Below are 22,238 nucleotides of genomic sequence, written 5' to 3' on the forward strand. Positions count from 1 at the left end.
AATCAGAAATCATACAGAGAGGAATGATGACTTATGGCTGGAAAAACGAAAGCACTTTTACCTGGATTGACTGGAGGCATCATCGGCGCGGTCTTGATGGCTACGGTTGCCTTTCCGATCCTACTCGATCAAGAACAGCAAGTCGCTGATACACCACTATCAAATGGTATGCCCAAACAAGTCTCAACGACGACGAATGATCCGGTGACGAACGCAGTCGCCACGGCTCAAAAATCAGTCGTGACCGTAACGAACTATCAAACGGGCAACTCGATGTCGCAACAAGAAGCAGCGGCTGGTTCAGGGTCCGGTGTCATCTATAAGAAAGAGGATGGCAAAGCATACATCATTACGAACCATCACGTCGTCGATGGGGCATCAAAACTCGATGTAACGTTGAATGACGGCAAGACGCTCTCAGCCAAGTTGCTTGGTAGCGACGAAACCTATGACTTAGCTGTGCTTGAAGTTGACGCAAGCGATGTTCCGGGCGTCATCACACTCGGGAAATCAGCGGACTTAAAAGCCGGACAAACGGTCCTTGCAATCGGTAACCCGCTCGGTGAGTTCCAAAACTCCGTCACACGCGGAATCGTCAGTTCGAAAGACCGGACCGTACCGGTCGATACGAACAGTGATGGACAAGACGACTTCAATACGACAGTCATTCAAACGGATGCCGCAATCAACCCTGGTAACTCAGGGGGTGCCTTGATCAATGAACAAGGACAACTCGTCGGAATCAACTCGATGAAAATCGCTGAGTCTGGTGTTGAAGGCGTCGGCTTCAGTATCCCGATCGATGATGCATTACCAATCCTCAAACAGCTTGAAACAAACGGTAAAGTTGAGCATCCGACGCTCGGTGTGTCCTTACAAGACGTTGCGGCGTTCCCTGCCGGTTATCTTAAAGATCAAGTCAAACTACCAGACAGTCAAAAAACAGGTGTCGTCGTCATGTCAGTCGAACCGAACAGTCCAGCTGCTGCGGCTAAACTGAAAACAGGTGATGTCATCACGAAAATCAATGACTCCGAAATCAAAGCATTCGTTGACATCAAAACGGCACTGATCAAATCAGATGGACCGCTCTCCTTGACGATCATCCGTGATGGGAAAACGATGACGGTCGAAACCAAAACAACGACGACCGACCAGCTGTAAAGCTTCAGCCTGACGTTTCGTCCGCCTTCCTTTTCGGGTATTGTTTTAGAACAATATCGAATTGGGAGGCTTTTTCTATGTATGACTTAATCGGCATTGGCATTGGTCCGATGAATTTAGGATTGAGCGCACTTGCGCATCCGACAGATTTAAAGACGTTATTTTTTGACGAAAGCGAACAATTTTCATGGCATCCCGGCATGATGATCCAGGACTCGATGATGCAGACGAGCTTCATCTCCGATCTCGTCACACTCGCCGATCCGACAAGTTCGTTTTCCTATCTCAATTACTTACGATCGATTCACCGTCTCCACACGTTTTACTTCTATGAAAAACTTCTGATTTCAAGACAAGGTTACAACGATTACTTACGTTGGGTCGCAACACAACTTGAAGATCTCCGCTTTTCGACACGTGTCATCGACGTGCAAGACACCGGTGATAGTTTTGAAGTCCTCGTCGAAGATGTCTCGACCGGTAAACGCGAAACGTTCGAAGCACGAAACGTCGTCATCGGCACTGGTTCAAAACCCGCCATCCCGGATACGTTTGACGAACGCGTCATCCACAATACGCAATATGTCATGAACAAGGCAAATTTACTTCAGCGCAACAAAATCAGCATCGTCGGCTCCGGTCAAAGTGCCGCCGAGATTTTCCTTGATCTCTTGACGACGCCTGCTTCAGAGCGTCCTGAACTCGAGTGGATTGCGCGTTCGACACTGTTTGAGACACTTGAGACCGGCAAACTCGGAGAAGAAATTTTTTCACCGAGCTACGTCACGTACTTCAACCAACTTCCACTCGAAGTACGACAAGAGTCGGTCAAGAAGTTTGCCCGCTCTCAGAACGGTATCAGTCCGGAGACCCTGCAATCGATCTACGCCCATCTCTATGATTTGACGGAAGAGGAACAACGACAGGTCGCGATCCGCGCGAATCTTGAAGTAAAAGAGATTACGTACGATGAGCGGTTCACGATTGCGATGCAACATCAAGAACTTGAGGATGAACGTATGTCCGTAACAGATGCCGTCATTGCGGCAACTGGTTTTTCGCCATCCCTTCCGAGCTTCATCGACCGACTTGATATCGTATTCGAAGCACCGAATGCCTGGAAAGTCGATGCTGACTACCAAATCGTGCGTTCGGTCGAGACAGCCCACCATCTATACGCAACCGCTAATTTAGAATTATCACACGGCCCGGCTGCGGATAATCTTGGTATGTCCGTCTCGCGGAACCAGTTGATCTTGAACGCTGTCGCCGGTACGGAACTGTATCCGGTCGAACGACATGCGACGTTTACGACGTTCGATTAAGTCACTAAACCAAACGAACGAGGAATGGCGCGCGCCACTCCTCGTTCGTTTTTCATTTTACGGTTTTTTCGTCAACTCTAGTGCAGCCAGCAATAACAACGTGGCTTGAACTCGTGTCACACCTGTTTTAGCGAGCAACAAATGAAAGGCAATCAACCAGTTGACCTCGTCTGAAAATCGATTCCGTGCCCGCTCCCGGTCGACGATCCGGGTCACATAAATCCAGTCGACACGTTCCATTGTAGGGAGTAACGCAAGAATCGGCATTAAAAGATTCCAGATGATGATCTCTCTCCGCTCTAACAGTTCCCGCCACGCAATGATTCGTTCCTGTTGCGCTGAAGGATCTGGATGCGCCGCTAAGATTTGCGCCGTAATGACACGTTCACTCGTTCGTTCCATGAATTGCGCGAGCCACTCTTCCGATGTATTGACCCGCTCTAGAAATTCTTCTGGTAATGGCTGCTGTTCAAGCAATGTCGATGTCACGACGTACTGCTTTGCTGCATTTAGATGAGGTCGTGTCGCGTGCAGCCGTTCCATATAGGGAAAGGCATCGATTCCTTGACGTCGATTCAATACTTCGTTGAGCGCAAAAAATGGACGAACCCCTTTATCACGAATCAGGCGATGTTTAATCTTCTTTTCCGCAACGATGATCTCTTCGATGAGAACATCGGGATCCGTGCTATTCAATTGAACATGGGCGACAAGTAACGGCGTATAACGGCTCCGAAGCGCTGAAAAACGCGATGTCTTGTGTTTGATTGTCCGCATTAGTCTTTCATATACAGTTTGTTCAAAGACAGTATCATGAATCGTGTAAGACAGTGCAAAAAAACGATGGAAATCATGTGACGTCTCTTCCCGCAAGACGGGATAACTCTCATCATAGTTCTCACAGAATTGACCGTACATCCTTCCACCTCGCCTTCTTTTCTATAAATCGTTTTCCCTAAAATTAGCATACACAATCTTATTTTTGAACGAACAAAAAAAGCAACGGAACATGTCCATTGCTTTCCAATCTTTCAAATCGATTCAAACTCGTTGTCTCTCTAACAACCGGGAGAAATAACCACCTTGATTCATCAGTTCGTCATGCGAGCCTTCTTCGACGATGCCGTCCTTCGTAACGACGAAAATCTTATCCGCATTCCGGATCGTCGCTAAACGATGGGCAATGACGAGCGTCGTCCGGTTCTCGGACAACTCGGCGAGCGATTCTTGGATCAGTGCTTCCGTTTCCGTGTCGAGCGCAGACGTCGCTTCATCGAGAATCAAAATCGGCGGGTTCTTAAGGAACATCCGTGCAATGGCAAGTCGTTGCTTTTGCCCACCCGATAACTTGAGTCCCCGTTCGCCGATTTGTGTCGCATACCCATCCGGAAGATCCGCGATCATCGGACCGAGATGGGCACGTTCCGCCGCTTGCACGATGTCTTCGTGCGTCGCATTCAGGTCACCGTAGGCGATATTTTCAGCGATCGTCCCTGAGAACAAGAAGACATCCTGCTGGACGATCCCGATTTGTTGTCGCAGAGACTCCTTCGTCATCTGCCGGATATCGATTCCGTCAATCGTGATTGCGCCATCTAGAACATCGTAAAAACGTGGAATCAACGAACAGATCGTCGTCTTCCCTGCCCCTGATGTTCCGACGAACGCGACTGTCTGACCCGGTTCGACCGTCAGATTGATATTCTCTAGAATGAGACGATCGGCTTCATAACCGAACGCCACATCCTTGAATGTGATGCCACCGTTCAACCGATCAACGACGAGTGCGTCTGGCGCATCCGGAATCGATGCATCCTCATCAATCATCGAGAGGAAGCGTTTGAAGCCAGCCATCCCTTTTGGATACATCTCAAGTAATGCGGTGATTTTGTCGATTGGCTTCAGCAGTATGTTCATATAAAGAATGAATCCGACGAGTTCCCCTGCCGTTAAAGCTTCGCGATACGTCAAGTAGGCACCGACGACTAAGACGGCAAGCGTCATCAAACGGGTCGTCAAGTAGATGCCGGATAGACTCTTACTCATGACCTTGTAGGCATTGATCTTCGACTGCCGGAACGTCGCGTTGTCTTTTTCAAAACGCTCGATTTCGTAAGCTTCGTTCGTGAATGACTGGACGACACGGACACCAGAGACACTGTCCTCGACGCGCGAATTGACTTCCGCGATGTTACCATACATCCGGTCCCACGATTTATTCATCCGGACGTTCGCATAACTAATCAGCCAGATCAAAAACGGTACCGCAATGATCGTCACGAGCGCGAGTGGTACGTTGATCGTCAACATGATCGAGAACGCACCAAGCAATGTCATGACGGCAATGAAGGCATCTTCCGGACCGTGATGGGCAAGTTCCCCGATATCAAACAAATCATTCGTGATCCGACTCATGATATGACCGGTCTTCGTATTATCGAAGAAGCGGAACGACTGTTTCTGCACATGGCTGAACAGTTGACGACGCATATCGGTCTCGATATTGATCCCGAGCTTATGTCCAAAATAGTTGACGACGAACTGCATCAACGTGCTGATGATGTAGAGTGCTAATAATCCGACGCTGACGAGGATGATCCAGTTCATCTCACCGTTTGGCAACAAGGAGTCGATGAACCACTGGACAGCGAGTGGAAAAGCAAGTTCTAAAACCCCGACGAATAAGGCAGATATGAAATCAAGCCAAAATAAACGTTTATGCGGGATATAATATTGATAAAAACGGCGTAACATGTGTAGCCTCCTTCCGAGTACTTCTAGTGTACTCGAACTTTTTTGAAAATACTGTATCGAGCTATTCATTTTTTTATTAAAACAACCGCGTAGTTTTTTAGAACAAAAATATATTTTAAAATCAGGGGAATTAGCACTTTTTATGACAAAATGGTAACAACGATTTTTACCTATCTATTTGGAAGGAGCTACGTCACGTGAAGAAGACATTTCTCGCTCTTACGACGATCGCCTTGATCAGTTCAACTGGACCGGTCTCTGCTGCGTCAACGACCTTAACATTGACGGATAACGTCAACATTCGCTCGGCTGCCTCGACTTCCGCGAAGGTCATCACGACACTGAAAAAAGGAACGAAGCTGACAGCAGTCAAGAAGGTCAACAGCTGGTACGAAATCCGTTACCAGTCAAAACCAGCCTTCATCACTTCAGCATACGTCAAGGCGACGACAGTAAAGACTACGACAACGACGACCTACATAACGAACACCGATGCTGTCAACGTCCGCCAACAAGCAACGACGAGTTCGAAATCACTCGGAAAACTGGCAAAAAATAGCGTTCTGACTGTTACGAAAAAATCCGGTGATTGGTATCAAATCACGTATAAGAAGCAAGTAGCTTTTATCCATGCATCATTAGTTGATAAAAAGACAGTGAAAGTAACGTCTACGTCAAAACCTGCTACGACGACACCCGTCAAGAACGTCATTAAAGCGGTCGATCGCTCGAAGATCTACACGGTTAATGCGAAGGAAGGCTTGAACGCACGGACTGCTGCAGCAACGAACGCAAAAATTTACAAGACATTACCCCATCAGACAGTACTCGATGTCACAGGTGCCGTTGATTCGTGGTATCAAGTCAAGCTCGACGGAAAAGAAGCGTATGTTGCTTCAACTTATGTCAAAGCTTCAACAAAAGCTTCGCCACCAACAACACCAACGACTCCCGGAGTCTCTGTGACGCCGGTTGATGCTTCGAAGACGTATCGCGTCAATGCCCCAACCGGGCTGAACGTCCGCACATTGCCTTCGACGTCTTCTAAAGTCTTCACGCAAGTCGGACACGGCTCAACGGTCAATGTCACAGGTGAAACGACAGGAAAAGATAGCGGCTGGTACCAGATCAAGATTGGAACGGGTCTCTACTATGTTGCGAAGAGTTACATCACGACGGGATCCGTCACGACGACGCCTCCGGTCACGCCACCACCTCCTGTGACGACCGTACCTGGTTCGACATTGATGGAACGTGCGATCTCGATTGGGCAACAATATCTTGGTACACCATACGTCTGGGGATCAAGTAGCCCCGTCAATGGTGGATTCGATTGCTCTGGTTTTGTGAATTACACGTTGAATGCCGCTGGCTATGCTGTCGGACGGACGAACGTCAACGGTTACTGGAACGATGATCGGTATCTCGGAGCGAAGTTATCAAAATTACGTCAACCGAAGCGTGGCGATATCATCTTCTTCGAAAACACCTATGCCGCTGGTCCGACACATATTGGCATCATGCTGAACAACGATCAGTTCATTCATGCAAATGAACCTGCTTTAGGTATCAGCCGTGTATCGGAACGTTACTGGACGCAAAAACTATTAGGCTTTAAATCACTTTAAACTTTCCTCATCCATCCCTCGGGGTGGATGTTTTTTGTCTTACCACTTCACTTTGGGATATACTGGATATGGAAAGGATGTGTCTGCATGTCTTACAAAACACTGTATGTTCGGCTTCTCTTTCTTGCCTTATTGATTTTTGGTGGCTCGATGCTCTTGCATTATATCCAGACGGGAGACGTCTATATCGGTCACTTGATCGTTTCCGTCGCCGCTTGCGTCTTATTGATTTTCAGAAGAACGACATCCTTACACGAACAGGCATGAAGCGAACTCGCCTCATGCCTGTTTTTTTGTCATTGAACCTTAACCAATGCTTGTATCTCTCGCTCAAGATCGCCTTTGAGTCGTTCGCTTTGAAGATCATCCTTCAATCGAATGACATCCTCCAGCCGTTCCTGACCAATCCCTCGTTGCATCGCTAGTACGAGCGTCTGTAGCATCATCGCTTGGTCGAATCCACTCGCGGCAAGCCACGCATCTTGCATCTCCCATATCTTATCGACGCTCTGCTGCAGCGTCTGATTCGGTAATTCGATGCCGTTCAAAAGGAGATGGACTTCGAGTTGTCCGATGTAATGCTTCGCGTCGTCAATCGCCACAGTGACGAGTTTTTCCCACGCCATCTGCATGCCGTCTGTATCGTTTTCAAAAATCGCGATGAGTCCTTTCGTTAAATCGACTTCGATTCGTCCGACGGCAGTCGTTTCACTAAATGCAAAAAACTGCTCCAGTCGATCAAACTCTTGCCGTGATTGTTCGATTTCCCCTTCTAGATATAAAAACAATCCGAGGAAACGTTGAAACGAAATGACATGATAATAGACATCTTGCTCCCGCATATACTGAACCCCTTCACGCAATAAGGCGATCGCTTCTGTGTAGTGATCATCGAACAAACTTGCTCGGAGCGCACGCAGGATTTGAAGCTTTAAATAGGTTTTCGGTGCAAGTGGAATCTCATGTGGTATATCCATTGCTTCGATCAGCTCATACGCTTCCTTCGTCCGTTTGAGATTGAATAAAAAGTAAACTTTTGCGATTTGGGCAAGTAATTGTTCATCTTGACGACCAAGCTGTTGAAAAACTCGCTCTGCCTTCTCGAAATATGTCAAACCAAGCTCAGGGTCAGACGTTCGGAGGGCATCCCCATATTCCTGAAAGACCTGTCCTTGCCAGTAAGAGTTTGTCTCTGGCACTAAATACGGATGCAGAATTTCTCGAACTTTTTCGTCCGAATGATATGAGGTATCTCGTGAACGGATTGTTTCAAGGAGTTCCCGCATCCGAACATCCCGCGGATCGAGCATCAATTCCTCGACCGTCACTTGTAATCGCCTAGCAATCGCCTGTAGTGCAGGCACTGACGGTGTCGCTTTCCCGTTCTCGACCATACTGAGCATCGACTTCGTGATGATGCCGGTCGCAACGTCCGTTTGCGTCATTTTTTTCTGTTTTCGGATCTGTTTGATACGTTCCCCTAACACACTTGTCACTCCTTTTATCATAAAAGTTAAATTTTATTGAACTTTATCTTTACATTTTTCTTCCACTCCTTTATTCTACACTAAAGTTCAATAAAATTTAACTCTGAAGGAGTGGACAGGATGTCATTTAATTTAAAGCGTGTCTTATTCGGAAAGTTTTGTTCATTGTTTGCGGCTAGTCTCTTTACGTTCGTCGCTGGACTGACCGTCTTACGGGAAACGTCGTCTGGTTTTCAGTTTGCGCTCGTCCTGCTTGCAGGATCAGTGCCACGAATTTTACTCTCACCGGTTGCTGGTGTCCTCGCTGATCGCTGGAACCGGAAACGAATCATCGTCATGACCGAAAGCTTAAGTGCACTCGTCTTGTTTGGACTTTTGCTCTATTCGCTACAAGCCCCTCTACATACCGTTCATTACATCGTTGCTAGTGTCCTCTTGACGAGCCTGTCGACGTTCCTATCCGTCACCTTATCAAGCTCGTTACCGCGACTCGTAGAAGAAGATGAGTTACAACGCGGAAACGCGCTTTTCTCGACGATTCAATCGACCTCAACGATCACCGCTCCACTCGTTGCGGGATTTCTTATCGCCACTGTCTCCATCACGCAATTCTTGATCTTACCGTTCCTCTTGTTTGCTTCTGCTGCCTGGTGGAATAGCCGCCTCCGCTTTCTTGCAGTGGATACCTCTCCTCTGGCTACTACCGATACTCCGTCTTTCGTCTCGGAGTTTAAAGAGGGCTACCGTTATCTGTTCCGTCAACCGGTCTTGACGATACTCGTCCTGATGGCGATTGTCCTGAACTTCTTTTTTGTCGCTTTCGAAATCTTGTTACCAATCATTTTGCTCGATCGACTGCAATTCACACCATTTCGGTTTGGACTGGTCGAGTCCGCACTCGGTGCCGGTCTTCTTGTCGCTTCGTTGCTTCTTGCCTTACCTCGCTTTACGGTGAAACGTCCGTTACGCACGATATTCGAGTCGCTCTTTTTAATCGCCTCTTGTTATGCGCTTCCTGCACTTGCTCTACTCGGCTATGTTCCATCTGCTCTACTATTACCTTTTTTCATGATTCTATTGTTCATCGACGGCATGCTCGTCTTACGGATGAACATTCCACTGCAGCTCATCGTTCAAAAACAGACCGATCCGGCTTACCTCGGACGTGTCATCGGTGTGCTGGAATCCATTGCAATGGCGATGATGCCAATCGGTACCCTATTGTTTGGTTTACTCAGTGATCATGTATCTATCATCGTGCTACTTGGAGTCGGTACAGTCGGCTTATTCGGTACAGCATCATTCGGATTCCTCCGACTTCGTAATGACATCTTATCCGAGAGCATTCCCGTAGCAGACGCAAAAAACACGTCCTCCCTCACTTCGTGAGAAAGGACGTGCGTATCGGTCAGACCGTCGCTTTGACGGCATCCATGATTAATTTCAATGATTGTTGTTTTGCTTCCTTGTCAGCGATCATCGAAGCGATCATTACTTCGTCTGTGCCGTAGGAATCAGCGAGCTCTTGCAATTGTTTTGCAACGGATTCCGGGTTACCAACGATCATCCGCTTCCGGTTTTCAGCGATCCGGAATTGGTCTTGGAACGTATACGGATACGCCGCTGCCTCTTCTGGAGTTGGCGTTCCTGTCGACGAGACCCCTTTTTCAAGTAGGAGTAGTGACAGATCCAGGCTTGAAGCTAACCGTTCTGCTTCTTCCGTCGTTTCAGCACACGTCACGAAGATCGAGACGAGCGTTTGTGGTGTCTCATTGAACGACGTCGCCATGAAGTTATGACGGTAGTAATCCATCACTTCTTGTCCACCTTGTCCATTGATGAAGTGGGCAAAGGCAAATCCGAATCCGCGTTGCGCAGCGTTCAAGGCACTACCCCCACTTGATCCAAGCAACCAACCTTCTGGTGTCGTATCGACTTCTGGTGTTGCGACGAGTCCCGCGAACCGGTGTCCGGCAGGTGCTCCGTCTTTCAAGTAATCGACGAGATCATCGAGTTGTTCGCCGTAATCGGCTCCACCAAAACGTGGCGACGATCCTTCTTGCAACGCACGTGTCGCAAGCGGCATACCGCCTGGTGCCCGACCGAGTCCAAGGTCGATCCGGTTCGGTGCAAGCCCTTCAAGGACACGGAAGTTCTCCGCGACTTTATAAGCACTGTAATGCGGCAGCATGACACCGCCTGAACCGAGGCGAATCTGTTTCGTCACTGCCGCCATGTAAGCGATCAAGACTTCCGGGCTTGAACCAGCCAATGTTTTAGCGAAGTGGTGTTCGGATACCCACAGGCGATGGTAGCCGAGTTCGTCCGCGATTTTCGCGAGCTCGACCGTTTCGTGTAAGGCATCAGATGGCGATTGTCCTTTAGAGACCGGGGATTGGTCTAAAATACTAAGTTTCATGTATGTCTCTCCTTTTTCTTTCGAATGCGTACCTACACTGTACGCCTCCTCGTTGTACGGTGCAACGAAACTGCTTCTTTTTATCATGGGGACGTTTTCATTTTGAAATTCAGGGAACAATGCCTAAGTGAGCATAAAAATCTAACGAATGAGGTGGAGTTACATGTCAACCCATACTACGAATCAAGAAGCAGTCGAAACGGTCAAGAAACTGATTGATAAAATCGAAACAGCGATGCTGACGACGATTTCAGCAGAAGGACTCGTATCGCGTCCGATGCAGACACAGGATATCGAATTTGATGGCGACCTCTGGTTCCTCACTTCAAAAGAAACAGACAAGTACCAAGAACTACTTAAGAATCCGAGCGTTAACGTCGCGTACGTCGACAAATCATACGTCTCGATTCGTGGGACAGCAGAACTCGTCGAAGACATCGAACGAAAAAAAGAGCTCTGGAGTCCACGCTACGAAGCATACCTTGGAACGACATACGAAGATCCGAAAGTCGTCTTGATCAAGGTCAACACGGAAGCTGCTGAATACTGGGAAACGGGAAACACGACGAAGTCCGTCAAACAAGTCTTGAAGAAAGTCGTCGGCAAGGACGATGAGAACGAAATCAATAAAACAGTCGACTTGTCTTGACGAGTTAAACCCGCGCAGCTTGCGTGGGTTTTTTCGTGTGAAGATAGTCGTTTTTCTCAAAATGATGTAACATAATAAAATGAACTAATATGTAACTTAACTAAAAGGAGTACAATCATGGGAGAATTTTTTACGTTATTACGCCGGGGAAACCGGTCGGCGCTGACGGCAGGCATCGTTAACTCCGTCATCGCCATCATCAAGGCAATTGCCTACGTCCTGACGGGAAATGTCGCAATGTTCGCGGAGATGATGCATACGCTCGGGGACGCTGCTAACCAATTTTTTGTCTTCATCGGTTCTGCCCTCAGTAAAAAGGCACCGACGAAACGTTTCCCGAACGGCTTCGGTCGTCTCGTCAATCTCGTCTTGCTCGGTGCCATCCTCTTCGTCGGTATCATGGCGTACGAGACGATTCATGAAGGGATCGCCCACATCATCGAACCGACAGAATCAACTGGCTTTTGGATTACGTTGTCTGTCTTGTTCGTCGGTGTCGTCTTAGAGAGTGGCGTATTTGTTAAAGCGATGCAAGAGATCGCGCACGATGCGAAGTTGGACTCGAAAGGACCACGCTTGATTCTTGACAGCTTCCGCTCACTCAAACAAGCGAAACCAGCCACACGCCTTGTGTTCCTAGAAGATTTGGTCGCAACGGCTGGTGGCGTCGTCGCGATGCTCGCCGTCATCATCTCGCATGTGACACCGTTCCATCAGGCAGAAGGAATTGCTTCGATCCTCATCGGACTGATGATGTTTTACGTCGTCGGGAATGTCTTCCTGCAAAACGCAGCTGGTGCACTGGGTGAAGCCGATGAGACGATGGCAGCACGTCTCGGCGGACTAATCATGAAGGACCCTGACGTCAAGGACATTAGTAAACTAGAAGTCATTAAGGAAGGCGATCATTTCCACGTCGAAGTCGAGATTGAAGTCGACCCGACGTTGACGATCGCACAAGCGGACGATATCAAGGACCGTCTCGAACTCCAGATTCGCCTGCAACAAGGCATCATCGATGTGACGATCGGCTTTGATGAAGACGATAAGATTCAACAGTATGTCGTCGCTTCTGACGAGTCATGACACCGTTCACGCAAGATGTCCTGACCATCATCCGTTCAATCCCTGCTGGTCGGGTCATGACGTACGGGCAAGTCGCTCGACTCGCCGGTCATCCGCGTAGCGCACGACAAGTAGCGCGGATTCTTCACAGCATGAGTACGACGGAACGTCTACCGTGGCACCGCGTGCTCGCTGCTGGCGGAAAACTATCGCTTGAAGGCGATGAACAGCGACTGGCACTTGAAGCAGAAGGGGTCGAGTTCCTGACCGCCCGTCAACTCGATTTATCGCGTTATCAAGTCAAAAGTGAATAAATACAACAAGAGAGGGATGACCGGTTCGCAGACCAGTCATCCCTCTTTTTTTATCGTCATGAATCACGCTTTCGACGAACTCGAAGCTACAGCGATTTGCCGACGCACTTCTGCTTCTAATTGTGGTTCCGGTGGTTGCCAGCCTTCCGGTTTCATGACCTTTTGGTCCGATTCCCGGAAGATTGGTTTTCCGTCCGGTCCAAGCTTCGCCATGTTCGCACGCTGGACGATCTCGAACAATGGAGCCGGATCAAGCCCGATCTCAACGAAGCTTCCCATGATGAAGTAGAGGGCGTCCGTCAAGGCATCCCCTTGTCCGACGAGCCGTTCGACATCTGTTTCGGGTTGTTTCATCTGAAGCGATTTTTCGACCGCTGTATCAAGTCCTGACTTGAAACGTTCGATTGCTTCGAGAAATTCTGCTTCACTCGTCGCCGATTGATGCAGGAACTCAACGACCGCTTCTTCTGCCGTCCAGGTCGAGCGTTTGATTCCACGATTGACCGTCATAGGTGTTGGCGTCGTTGCGCCAGGGTGTGAAAACACACGGTGGAATTCCTTTACGTCTTGATAATAATTTGTCATAACCGATCATCCCCTTTTACCGAATGTCTCCATTCTAACAGGTTCAGAACCGGAGTTCGACTCATTGATGAACGACGTCGAGTAAGGCCATCCCACGCGTGATCAATTCATCTCGCTGCTCAGATGTCGCTTTTAAGCGCTCGAGATCTGCAATCAGACGTGGTTGATCGACTTCATCCGCTAACTCGAGTAATTCAAGACGGAGTAACCAAGCGTCCGGTAACTGGACGAGTGTCTGATCGATCAGTTGCGGTAACCGTTCTCGTCCGGCACGACCTTCGCGAATCTCGCGGACGACTTCGAAGATCGGATCAGCCGCTGTCAACGGACGTTCGATTCGTTCGAACTCGACCGTTTCCGGAATCGGCTTCAGTGCTTCAACTTCCGTTCCCGGGAATGCTGACGTGATGTCACCGACGATCAATTCCATCCGGTCCATCGTCATCGTTTTCCCGTCGTTTGCAAGCGTCGCTGCTTCTAAGACGACGAGCGCCCGATTTCCATTGACGTTTTGAATCGCTGTGATGTCCCCTGTGACGCGAACATTTCCTTCCGCCCAGTCGAGACGTTCACCGACTTTGACTTGCATCAATACTTCGTTCAATTCCTTGCCGTGAAGGAGTGTAAAGCCTTCCGGATGATCTGCAAGTCCTTGACCTGTCAACACTTCGCCGTTCGCAGCAAGCGCTGTCGGACCTGTTAGTTTGACGAGATGAAGCGAATCGTGAATCTCTTGCGTTTCAGGAACACCGACGAGCGAGAGACCACTGTCGAAGACGAGCGTTGACAGGTTACCCGATTCGACCGCTTTTGTTAGTCCGTGGATGCCACCGCGGATGTAAGACATCGACTGTGCGAATTCTTCAAGTGCATCGCGGAGTTGTTCGAACGATTCACAAACGAAGAGTTCTTTTTGCATGCTCGTCACGTCATGTTTCGTTGCAAGTGCTTTTTCAAGTGAGAATGGATGTTTGACGACCGCGTCCGTTAAGCAGTGGCGACTTTCACCGACGGATGATAAAAGACCTGCCCCGTAGATTTGTGGGTTGTCGATATTACCAATCAGACCGAATTCAACCGTCCACCAGAACAGACGTGAGATTTCGTTCGCTTCCGAAATTCCTTTGACGTGTGTCCGTGTCTCCGCGAGTTCGACTTCAGCTTGCTCGATGTCGGCTGGCGTCGAGAACGGGCTCTCTTTGACAATCGTCAATTTCTTTAGTGCCTTGAACACGTCATGCTCGGCTTTATGATTAAAGGCATGTGCCCCGATCTCACCGAAGCGTCGAACGAATTCCGCGTAGACCGGATTCATCAAGATTGGCGCGTGCCCCGCTGCTTCATGCAAAATATCTGGCGCCGGTGTGTAGAGAATGTTATCGACCTTCCGAATGTCGGTCGCGATCGGCAAGAGTCCGTGCCCTTGGAAATCGAAGAAGGCGACGCCAGGAATGAGACCATCAACAGCGACTGTTCCCCAGCCTCCACAGCTTAGGTTCGCTGTCATTTCACGCACGTCCGGAATCCGTTCCGGGCTGATGCCCGATGCAGCAAGCCCTTCGAGGTATGCCGGATGTGCTGTATCTTGTAACGTATTTAAATTCAGTCGCATGACGTATCTCCAAACGGCATGATCCGTTGGCGTGTAGTCTTCGTAGTGCTGTGGTGCGACGTGTGGACGTAAATGACTTGGAATGATTGGTGTAGACATATGAGTTCCCCCTTGAATGAATGTGAGATAACAAAAAAGCCCCTGCCGAACATATTGTTCGACAGGGGCGACGAAAGCCGCGGTACCACCCTGATTACCCAGTCATCGACTGAGTCACTTATGATTGGGATAACGGTGTGCTCCGCTCGCTTACGCAAGAAGCTCAGAAACTGTAATTCAACACCATCTGTGTACACGTTCGCAGCGCCACGTGCTCTCTGAAACAGGGAGATGGTCTTTACTTCGGTTTCATCATCGCTTAATCTTTCGTTCTGTTATGCTGTTATACTGTTATGCTTTTAGCAAGTAAAGTATCGTTAAGGAGGACTATACGCTTACTTTTTACTTTCGTCAATGGCTTTTTTACGTTTAAATCGATTAAATGTTTTATCACGGACTGATTTTTGTTCGATCGTCAGTGATGTGATATGACGACGAAGCGCACCATTGAGCCGTTTTTCGAATGCTTCAAGCTCTTGGATCCACTCATTCATCGAAACGACGATCGGTAAGATTTCCATGATGACTTCTTCCTCGAGTTCATCGCGGTCAAGGAAAGAGTGCTTAACGAAGGCGATGTTCTCTTTGACGAGATCCTCCATTGCGAGTGGTTCTTCCGTCAACAAGAGATCATATGTCAGCAAGACCTTCTCTTGTCGCTGGGCGATATGCATCAAGTGATAAAACAATTCACTCCGAAGATCGTCCGCAATCGAGTCAAGGGCCTTCTCTCGCTCTCTGAAGCGCTCTGCCGTCGCGACACCACGTTCGAGGCACGATTGCATATGTTTGAGAATCAAGAGGTTCCGTAAGAGCGAGGCGTGCTTCTGACGCGTTCCTCGAATCTCTTCCTTGTGTAGGTTGAACAAGTTTTGTGTCTCAAGGAGCGAATTTGACATTTTATCGATTGCCGCCCGATATGGGGCGACCTTGCCTTCGAAGGCAATCGCTCGCGTGACGACGAGCAGCTTTTCGAAGAGTTTCGTCGCTTTTTGATAGTAGACATTGCCGTAGCGCGGCGGGAAGATCAGCGCATTGATGCCAAGCGCACAGCCGATCCCGAGCATGACGAGCAAGTAACGGATCAGGACGACTTGCCAAAGTGGCTCGGTCGCTGTCGCCACACTTTCGAGAATGACGATGATCATCAAAACGACGTGTGGAATCGTCCGCCCGAAACCAAAGGCTAGCAAAATCGAGATTGCTGCCATGATGACGATTCCGATCGCGAGCGGATTGGCTGGTTTATCCCCTAAAATCCAAAGTGCGAGTAACGTCAAAAAGGCACCAATCAAGTTGGCCTCTGCTTCCTCGAGAAATTGTTTCCATGTCTGATAGACCGAAGGCAGGAGTGTCGTCGCTGCCGAGATTGCAGGCAGGATCGGGCTGAGGTTGAACAGATTACTGATCAACAGCGCCAAGATGACCGCAAGACCTGTCTTGATGGTCCGTGGTCCGATTTGTAAGGATTGTCCACCCATGTCCATCCCTCCTTCTTATTCAGTATGCCCTCTATTCTTCACCGTTAGCCGTCAAAATTCAACAAAAAATCCCCTCCGCTTGAAAACGGAGAGGATTTAGATGAATTATGATGCTTTCGTACCTGTTCCTTCTGTCATTTCCGCTTTCGCGACCGATTGGTCAACAAGTGGTTTTTTGAGGAAGGATAGGATTGCCGCACCGACGAGTGAACCGATGAGGATCGCACCCGCGTAACCGACGATTGCCATGACCGTACCTGATGGACCATCAAGTAACGGGAAGACGAAGATACCGCCGTGTGGTGCTGGGAGCAAGACGCCGAAGACGATCGTCAATGCACCAGCGATAGCTGAACCGATGACGCTTGAAGGAATGATGCGGAGTGGATCGGCTGCTGCGAATGGAATCGCACCTTCTGTGACGAACGATGCACCCATTGCGTAAGCAGCGATGCCTGCTTCACGTTCTTGCGGTGTGAATTTCTTACGTGCGAATAATGTTGATGAGAAAGCCACGATAAGTGGTGGAACCATCCCACCTGCCATGACGGCTGCCATGACTTCCGTGTTACCTGCTGTAAGAGCAGCTGTACCGAAAACATATGCTGTTTTGTTGATTGGACCACCCATGTCGATTGCCATCATACCTGCGACGAGCATACCGAGGAGGATTGCGTTCCCACCGCTGAGCCCGTTCAACGAATCCGTGAGCCATGTCATGAACTTCGCGATCGGCTCATTGATGACGAGCAACATGATCATCCCTGTGATGAATGAACCAAACAATGGATAGAGTAAGACTGGTTTGATTCCTTCAAGTGCTGCTGGGAGACCTTTGAGGACTTTAACGAGCAAGAGCACGACGTAACCAGCAAGGAAACCGGCAATCAATCCACCGAGGAAACCAGCATTACCGTTGCTTGCAAGGAAACCAGCAATCAGACCAGGAGCAAGACCTGGTTTATCAGCGATCGACATCGCGATGAATCCGGCGAGGATCGGAATCAAGAGACCGAATGCAGCTTTCCCGATCGACATTAACTGAGCAGCGAACTCGTTGTATGACGGATCATCCGGGTTCGCAGAGTTGATTCCCCAGAAGAAGCTGATCGCAATCAAGAGACCACCAGCGACGACGAGTGGCAACATTGCGGATACCCCACTCATTAAGTGTTTGTAGAATCCACCACGCGCTGGTTTTGAACTTTCGCTTGAACCGCTCGCTTTGTATACAGGTGCGTCTTGTTTGACGGCACGGTTAATTAATTCTTGTGGTTTACGAATTCCTTGTGCGACCGGTACTTCAACGACGTGTTTCCCGTTGAAACGATCCATCTCAACCGCTTTATCCGCAGCGACGATGATCGCTGTCGCATCGTTGATGTCTTGTTGTGTCAAACCGTTCTTGACGCCTGTCGATCCGTTCGTCTCGACTTTGATTCGGACACCCATCTCTTCTGCTTTTTGGCGAAGGGCATCAGCCGCCATATACGTGTGTGCAATCCCTGTCGGACAAGCTGTGACAGCGAGGATGTACGGTGCGTCTTGGTCAACGTTGTCGCTTGAGACGTCAACTGGACCTTCTTCTTCACGTTCCTTCGCTTCGATTGCTGCGATGACTTCGTCTTTCGTTTTAGCCGCAAGGATCGTATCGCGGAAGTTCATATCCATCAGATAAACCGATAGTTTCGAAAGTGTTTCAAGGTGCGCATTATCTGCGTTCTCACCCGCTGCGATCATGAAGAACAACCGACTTGGTTGACCATCGAGTGCTTCGTAGTCAACACCTGCCGAACGACCGAAAGCGATCGCTGGTGTTTTGACTGCTGCTGTTTTTGCGTGTGGAATGGCAATGCCTTCCCCTAAACCTGTCGTACTTTGCGCTTCCCGTGCGAGAATCGCTTCTTTATATGCCGAGCGATCGTTCAGTTTTCCTGCCCGATCGAGGACGTTGACGAGTTCATCGATGACAGCGGCTTTAGATGACGCTTGTAAATCGAGCTGAATCGTATCACGTGTCAAGAGATCAGTAATTTTCATGAGTAGTCACACTCCTTTTAGGATTGAATGAGTTCAACGACGTTGACGTCTTTGATGAGACGATCGATATCTTCCTTCGTACAAAGACCAAAGGAATAAGCAGACGCGCTACCAGTCGTCACCGCATAGCGGAACGCTTCTTCTGGTGATTTACCGAGCGCGTGGCTGGCGACGAATCCAGCGACGAGTGAATCTCCAGCACCGACGGAATTGACGAGCTTCCCTGCCGGTGTGTTTGCCGTATAGGCACCTTCACGATTGACAAGCAGTGCTCCGTCTCCTGCAAATGAGATGACGACGTTCTCGGCACCTCGCTCGACGAGCTGTTGGGCGTATGGAACGGCCATCTCCTTCGACGTAATCTCGACGTCGAAGATTTCACCGAGTTCATGGTGATTCGGCTTGATTAAAAATGGACCGAGCGGTAAGACTTCAAGCATCGCTTCCTTCGTCGTATCGACAGCGAAGCGGACGTTCCGTTCATTCAGGATCGTCGCGATATGACGATAGAGATCATGCGGCAGACTGCTTGGGATACTACCTGCGAAGACGACGATGTCACCGGCTTCCATCGTCTTGAATCGGGATAATAAATGCTCCAGCTCTTCCGGTTGAATCTTCGGTCCCGCTGCATTCAGCTCAGATTCTTGATCGGCGCGAATCTTTACGTTGATTCGCGTCTCATCTTGAATCGGTGTGAAGTCCGTCAACACGCCTCGTTTCTCGAGTTCCGTCCGAATGAATTGTCCGGTACTTCCTCCAAGGAATCCGAGTGCTTGTGTTTCCACCTCATAGTTTTTTAGGACGAGAGAGACGTTGATCCCTTTCCCTCCGGCCACTTTTTCCGCCTGTTCGACACGATTGACTTGTCCTGCCTCAAATACCGGTAACGTGACATAATAGTCGATGGATGGGTTGAGTGTCAGTGTATAAATCATTTCGCGTTCACCACCTCTGTGTATTGACTGTATTTCGCTTCTTGCTCACTGGATGTCGTCGTGATGATCGTCGCCGCTTGCAAGGACGCCACACGACTGAAACTGATCGCATCCAGCTTCGTCTCATCGACGAGTACATACGATTGTTTTGCTAATTCGATCGCTGTCTTCTTTACGAGTGCCTCTTCCGGATCTGGTGTCGTGAAGCCTTGTGCCGGATGAACACCGTTCATCCCAAGGAACGCGACATCAAAATGGTAAATCAACATTCCTTCACGTGCGTTGTAACCGACGAGTGCTTGCGTTGAATGCTTGAGTTGCCCTCCGACGACGAACGTCGGGATACGGTGATAGAGTAACGTGTTCGCTAGAGGAAGACTGTTCGTTACGACCGTAATCGCCTTCTCTTCGAGATACGGAACGATGGCAAGCGTCGTCGTTCCGGCATCGAGATAGACATACATCCCGTCTTCGATCAGATCGGCAGCCGCTCGCGCGATCCGTTCCTTCTCTTCGACGTGTTGGTCACTCTTCTCGAAATAACTCGGTTCTTCAATTTGCAAATGGTTCGCTGTCGCGCCCCCGTGCACCCGACGCAGATGACCTGCTGTCTCGAGTTGTGATAAATCCCGACGAATCGTGGATTCACTCGCACCGGTTTGTTCGACGATCTTTTGCATCTTGACGACTTCTTCTCGGGCTAAAAGCTCAAGGATGAGTTGATGGCGTTTTTTCGTTAACATAAGGTTTCCCTCCGCATCTTTAATATAAAGCGTTTACATCTAAAAATCAATCAAAAACGTTCAAAACTTATATAAATTCTTTATAAAACGTTCAAAATACGACTTTTTTCGACATGAAACCGTTCTTATAGTTTCATTATACATCAAAAACGGTCATTTTATGACTGTTTTATTGGTTAGAATCAATCATTTTTTAAATTATTAATGATTTTCACAAAATAAAAAACCACTTTCCAAAGCAACTTGGAAAGTGGTGAATGAAAATCGGTCATTTCAGTCATCTTCGTTCACTGTACTTCATTTTGCAAGCGACCGATTCCTTCAATCGATACTTCGACGACATCTCCTGTCTGAAGGTAGACCGGTGGTTTCATGCCGTGACCCACACCAGCCGGAGTGCCTGTCGCAATGATGTCCCCTGCTTCAAGTGTCATCCCGTGTGACACTTCAACTAAAATCGTTACGACATCACGCAACATCAAGGCCGTTGATCCCGATTGACGGAGTTCCCCGTTCACACGCGTCTCGACAAGGACGTCATGCGGATCAAAGCTGTCCGCTGAGACGATGACCGGTCCGAACGGACAGAACCCATCGAGTGATTTGCCACGGAAGAACTGGACGTGTTCTTTTTGTAAGTCCCGCGCTGTCAAATCATTGACGATACTGTAGCCAAACACGTGATCAAGTGCATTCTCAGGTGTCAGATCACGCCCCGTCGTGCCGATGATGATGGCGAGTTCACCTTCATAATCCAGTTGCTGTGTCAAATCCGCATGCCGTTCGATCGATTCGAACGGACCAACGATCGACGTCGGTGCTTTCGTGAACAAGACGAATTTCCCCGCTCCCGCCGTATCCATCTCCTTGATATGATCGGCGTAGTTCTTGCCGACACAGATGACGTTTCGTGCCGGAATATACGGTGCCAGTTTTCGAACATCCCCTTTAAGTAGTGGCGCGATATCTAAATCAAGATCAACATCGAACTCACGTGAAATCACTTCAAACAATGAATCCGTATAGACTTGTGCCGTCACATCATATGTAGAGCCATCCCGTTCAACCCCGATACCTACTTTTCCTTCTTGCTCAAATCGAAACCATTTCATCCTAAATGCCCCCTTTTGTTTCTAGTATAGCGAAACTGAAAGCACGTCGCACTTATCCTCTCCAGCACATGTTCAATCCTCAAATCGTTTTGCTATTATTTTTAGTGATAAAACATAATTCATACATGGTATTCAGTCATTCTTTGACTTTTAGTTCGTTTCAACAGATGAAGATCATATAGATATCTTATAAATCATATCGGACGAGTAGTAGGTTTGAATGTTAAAACATCATACTCATTTATTCCTGTGATAAGAAGTTAAATTTTTCTATAGGAATATGATGAATATTTATAGGACACTTGTATTTTTCTAATACATTTTGGAGTAAAGGAAAAATGTCATCCAAATTATTTTTATGTTTGAAATTACCAATAACTTCAATATCCAAATTCCATCGACACTCTTCTTTATCCTCTAAAAAACCACCTGCCACGGTACATAATTCATCATACGTTTCTTGAGTAACTTCCTCAGGTGAAATAATGATTGCTTTTATAAAATTATCATATCCAAAGTCGTCTTCCGAGATTCCATCAATATTTTTTAAATAAGGAAAATCGTCAATAGTGCTAGGACGTTGATAGTCAATGAGTATTAGGCAATACATAGGTGGTGTTAAATAACCATCTCTCAAAAAATATGCTTCGACTGTCCTTAAATTGAGTATTCTATTCAAATGGTAATTTTTCATTTAGTGAACCTCGTTTACTTATTAAAGTGAGTTGAATTAAAGTTTTTAACGTTAGTTCATAATAACTTTCTTTTTTAATAGCTTACACCTTATCACATCATACAATTATTGGATACATAGTGCGTATAT

At 48.2% G+C, this 22,238-nt stretch carries 20 protein-coding genes and 1 other annotated feature; of the genes, 8 read left to right on the forward strand and 12 right to left on the reverse strand.

Annotated elements, in window-relative coordinates:
• The first annotated feature begins 33 nt into the window (after nt 1-33).
• Together KNQ14_RS09110 and KNQ14_RS09115 are read left to right on the forward strand one after the other, a co-directional pair.
• Nucleotides 34-1,164 carry a S1C family serine protease gene (locus KNQ14_RS09110; protein WP_214860778.1) on the forward strand — a complete coding sequence of 377 codons (1,131 nt, stop codon included), beginning with the start codon at nt 34-36 and terminating at the stop codon, nt 1,162-1,164.
• A 77-nt stretch (nt 1,165-1,241) separates the two neighbouring features.
• Complete coding sequence (locus tag KNQ14_RS09115; RefSeq protein ID WP_058265188.1) at nt 1,242-2,489, forward strand: lysine N(6)-hydroxylase/L-ornithine N(5)-oxygenase family protein; 1,248 nt, start codon at nt 1,242-1,244, stop codon at nt 2,487-2,489.
• Nucleotides 2,490-2,546: 57 nt separating this feature from the next.
• Here KNQ14_RS09115 and KNQ14_RS09120 read toward each other — a convergent pair whose 3' ends face one another.
• Complete coding sequence (locus KNQ14_RS09120) at nt 2,547-3,407, reverse strand: DUF4003 family protein (RefSeq protein WP_214860780.1); 861 nt, start codon at nt 3,405-3,407, stop codon at nt 2,547-2,549.
• A 123-nt stretch (nt 3,408-3,530) separates the two neighbouring features.
• Nucleotides 3,531-5,243, reverse strand: coding sequence for an ABC transporter ATP-binding protein (locus tag KNQ14_RS09125; protein WP_023467742.1), 1,713 nt, complete (start codon nt 5,241-5,243; stop codon nt 3,531-3,533).
• Nucleotides 5,244-5,440: 197 nt separating this feature from the next.
• Here KNQ14_RS09125 and KNQ14_RS09130 point away from each other — a divergent pair, with 197 nt between their 5' ends.
• Together KNQ14_RS09130 and KNQ14_RS09135 are read left to right on the forward strand one after the other, a co-directional pair.
• Entirely contained in the window at nt 5,441-6,871 is a 1,431-nt protein-coding gene (locus tag KNQ14_RS09130) for a C40 family peptidase (protein ID WP_055967156.1), read from the forward strand.
• Nucleotides 6,872-6,958: 87 nt separating this feature from the next.
• A complete protein-coding gene (locus tag KNQ14_RS09135; protein WP_023467740.1) occupies nt 6,959-7,138 on the forward strand; it encodes a hypothetical protein in 180 nt (59 codons plus the stop codon).
• A 29-nt stretch (nt 7,139-7,167) separates the two neighbouring features.
• On the opposite strand, the gene KNQ14_RS09140 is transcribed toward KNQ14_RS09135, so the two are convergent.
• Complete coding sequence (locus KNQ14_RS09140) at nt 7,168-8,358, reverse strand: helix-turn-helix domain-containing protein (protein WP_214860782.1); 1,191 nt, start codon at nt 8,356-8,358, stop codon at nt 7,168-7,170.
• A gap of 120 nt (nt 8,359-8,478) precedes the next feature.
• On the opposite strand from KNQ14_RS09140, the gene KNQ14_RS09145 reads away from it, so the two are divergent.
• A complete protein-coding gene (locus tag KNQ14_RS09145; RefSeq protein ID WP_214860784.1) occupies nt 8,479-9,747 on the forward strand; it encodes an MFS transporter in 1,269 nt (422 codons plus the stop codon).
• A gap of 19 nt (nt 9,748-9,766) precedes the next feature.
• On the opposite strand, the gene KNQ14_RS09150 is transcribed toward KNQ14_RS09145, so the two are convergent.
• Entirely contained in the window at nt 9,767-10,777 is a 1,011-nt protein-coding gene (locus KNQ14_RS09150; protein WP_023467737.1) for an LLM class flavin-dependent oxidoreductase, read from the reverse strand.
• Between the two features lie 163 nt (nt 10,778-10,940).
• Here KNQ14_RS09150 and KNQ14_RS09155 point away from each other — a divergent pair, with 163 nt between their 5' ends.
• The 3 genes from KNQ14_RS09155 (at nt 10,941) to KNQ14_RS09165 (ending at nt 12,805) form a co-directional block, all read left to right on the forward strand.
• On the forward strand, nt 10,941-11,426 hold the full coding sequence (locus tag KNQ14_RS09155; protein WP_023467736.1) for a pyridoxamine 5'-phosphate oxidase family protein: 486 nt from the start codon (nt 10,941-10,943) through the stop codon (nt 11,424-11,426).
• Nucleotides 11,427-11,543: 117 nt separating this feature from the next.
• The gene (locus tag KNQ14_RS09160) at nt 11,544-12,512 is read left to right on the forward strand and encodes a cation diffusion facilitator family transporter (protein ID WP_214747824.1); all 969 of its coding nucleotides are present in this window, start codon (nt 11,544-11,546) and stop codon (nt 12,510-12,512) included.
• Entirely contained in the window at nt 12,509-12,805 is a 297-nt protein-coding gene (locus tag KNQ14_RS09165; RefSeq protein ID WP_214860786.1) for an MGMT family protein, read from the forward strand. Before KNQ14_RS09160 ends, KNQ14_RS09165 begins: the two co-directional genes overlap by 4 nt.
• A 63-nt stretch (nt 12,806-12,868) precedes the next feature.
• On the opposite strand, the gene KNQ14_RS09170 is transcribed toward KNQ14_RS09165, so the two are convergent.
• From KNQ14_RS09170 to KNQ14_RS09205, 8 genes are all read right to left on the reverse strand, one after another.
• Nucleotides 12,869-13,390 carry a pyrophosphohydrolase domain-containing protein gene (locus KNQ14_RS09170; RefSeq protein WP_214860788.1) on the reverse strand — a complete coding sequence of 174 codons (522 nt, stop codon included), beginning with the start codon at nt 13,388-13,390 and terminating at the stop codon, nt 12,869-12,871.
• A gap of 61 nt (nt 13,391-13,451) precedes the next feature.
• Complete coding sequence (locus tag KNQ14_RS09175; protein ID WP_214747817.1) at nt 13,452-15,101, reverse strand: aromatic amino acid hydroxylase; 1,650 nt, start codon at nt 15,099-15,101, stop codon at nt 13,452-13,454.
• A gap of 60 nt (nt 15,102-15,161) precedes the next feature.
• Nucleotides 15,162-15,366: a binding site (T-box leader), on the reverse strand.
• 70 nt (nt 15,367-15,436) lie between these two features.
• Nucleotides 15,437-16,582, reverse strand: a complete 1,146-nt coding sequence (locus KNQ14_RS09180; RefSeq protein ID WP_214860790.1) for an FUSC family protein — start codon at nt 16,580-16,582, stop codon at nt 15,437-15,439.
• A gap of 105 nt (nt 16,583-16,687) precedes the next feature.
• A complete protein-coding gene (locus tag KNQ14_RS09185; protein WP_214860792.1) occupies nt 16,688-18,622 on the reverse strand; it encodes a PTS fructose transporter subunit IIABC in 1,935 nt (644 codons plus the stop codon).
• Nucleotides 18,623-18,639: 17 nt separating this feature from the next.
• Nucleotides 18,640-19,560 carry a 1-phosphofructokinase gene (gene pfkB, locus KNQ14_RS09190; RefSeq protein ID WP_023467729.1) on the reverse strand — a complete coding sequence of 307 codons (921 nt, stop codon included), beginning with the start codon at nt 19,558-19,560 and terminating at the stop codon, nt 18,640-18,642.
• Entirely contained in the window at nt 19,557-20,303 is a 747-nt protein-coding gene (locus KNQ14_RS09195) for a DeoR/GlpR family DNA-binding transcription regulator (protein ID WP_023467728.1), read from the reverse strand. Before KNQ14_RS09195 ends, pfkB begins: the two co-directional genes overlap by 4 nt.
• Nucleotides 20,304-20,590: 287 nt before the next feature.
• Complete coding sequence (locus KNQ14_RS09200) at nt 20,591-21,415, reverse strand: fumarylacetoacetate hydrolase family protein (RefSeq protein ID WP_214860795.1); 825 nt, start codon at nt 21,413-21,415, stop codon at nt 20,591-20,593.
• A 241-nt stretch (nt 21,416-21,656) separates the two neighbouring features.
• Nucleotides 21,657-22,109, reverse strand: a complete 453-nt coding sequence (locus KNQ14_RS09205; protein WP_023467726.1) for a hypothetical protein — start codon at nt 22,107-22,109, stop codon at nt 21,657-21,659.
• Between the last annotated feature and the right edge of the window lie 129 nt (nt 22,110-22,238).

Origin of the sequence: Exiguobacterium sp. s161 (genome assembly GCF_018619045.1) — a bacterium.
GTDB lineage: Bacteria > Bacillota > Bacilli > Exiguobacteriales > Exiguobacteriaceae > Exiguobacterium_A > Exiguobacterium_A indicum.

What these genes read in the sequence shown, in the direction of transcription:
- KNQ14_RS09110 (WP_214860778.1), top strand. Translation starts at nt 34, where the DNA reads ATGGCTGGAAAAACGAAAGCACTTTTACCTGGATTGACTGGAGGCATC.
- KNQ14_RS09115 (WP_058265188.1), top strand. Translation starts at nt 1,242, where the DNA reads ATGTATGACTTAATCGGCATTGGCATTGGTCCGATGAATTTAGGATTG.
- KNQ14_RS09120 (WP_214860780.1), bottom strand. Translation starts at nt 3,407, where the DNA reads ATGTACGGTCAATTCTGTGAGAACTATGATGAGAGTTATCCCGTCTTG.
- KNQ14_RS09125 (WP_023467742.1), bottom strand. Translation starts at nt 5,243, where the DNA reads ATGTTACGCCGTTTTTATCAATATTATATCCCGCATAAACGTTTATTT.
- KNQ14_RS09135 (WP_023467740.1), top strand. Translation starts at nt 6,959, where the DNA reads ATGTCTTACAAAACACTGTATGTTCGGCTTCTCTTTCTTGCCTTATTG.
- KNQ14_RS09145 (WP_214860784.1), top strand. Translation starts at nt 8,479, where the DNA reads ATGTCATTTAATTTAAAGCGTGTCTTATTCGGAAAGTTTTGTTCATTG.
- KNQ14_RS09150 (WP_023467737.1), bottom strand. Translation starts at nt 10,777, where the DNA reads ATGAAACTTAGTATTTTAGACCAATCCCCGGTCTCTAAAGGACAATCG.
- KNQ14_RS09155 (WP_023467736.1), top strand. Translation starts at nt 10,941, where the DNA reads ATGTCAACCCATACTACGAATCAAGAAGCAGTCGAAACGGTCAAGAAA.
- KNQ14_RS09160 (WP_214747824.1), top strand. Translation starts at nt 11,544, where the DNA reads ATGGGAGAATTTTTTACGTTATTACGCCGGGGAAACCGGTCGGCGCTG.
- KNQ14_RS09165 (WP_214860786.1), top strand. Translation starts at nt 12,509, where the DNA reads ATGACACCGTTCACGCAAGATGTCCTGACCATCATCCGTTCAATCCCT.
- KNQ14_RS09170 (WP_214860788.1), bottom strand. Translation starts at nt 13,390, where the DNA reads ATGACAAATTATTATCAAGACGTAAAGGAATTCCACCGTGTGTTTTCA.
- KNQ14_RS09175 (WP_214747817.1), bottom strand. Translation starts at nt 15,101, where the DNA reads ATGTCTACACCAATCATTCCAAGTCATTTACGTCCACACGTCGCACCA.
- KNQ14_RS09180 (WP_214860790.1), bottom strand. Translation starts at nt 16,582, where the DNA reads ATGGGTGGACAATCCTTACAAATCGGACCACGGACCATCAAGACAGGT.
- KNQ14_RS09185 (WP_214860792.1), bottom strand. Translation starts at nt 18,622, where the DNA reads ATGAAAATTACTGATCTCTTGACACGTGATACGATTCAGCTCGATTTA.
- pfkB (WP_023467729.1), bottom strand. Translation starts at nt 19,560, where the DNA reads ATGATTTATACACTGACACTCAACCCATCCATCGACTATTATGTCACG.
- KNQ14_RS09195 (WP_023467728.1), bottom strand. Translation starts at nt 20,303, where the DNA reads ATGTTAACGAAAAAACGCCATCAACTCATCCTTGAGCTTTTAGCCCGA.
- KNQ14_RS09200 (WP_214860795.1), bottom strand. Translation starts at nt 21,415, where the DNA reads ATGAAATGGTTTCGATTTGAGCAAGAAGGAAAAGTAGGTATCGGGGTT.
- KNQ14_RS09205 (WP_023467726.1), bottom strand. Translation starts at nt 22,109, where the DNA reads ATGAAAAATTACCATTTGAATAGAATACTCAATTTAAGGACAGTCGAA.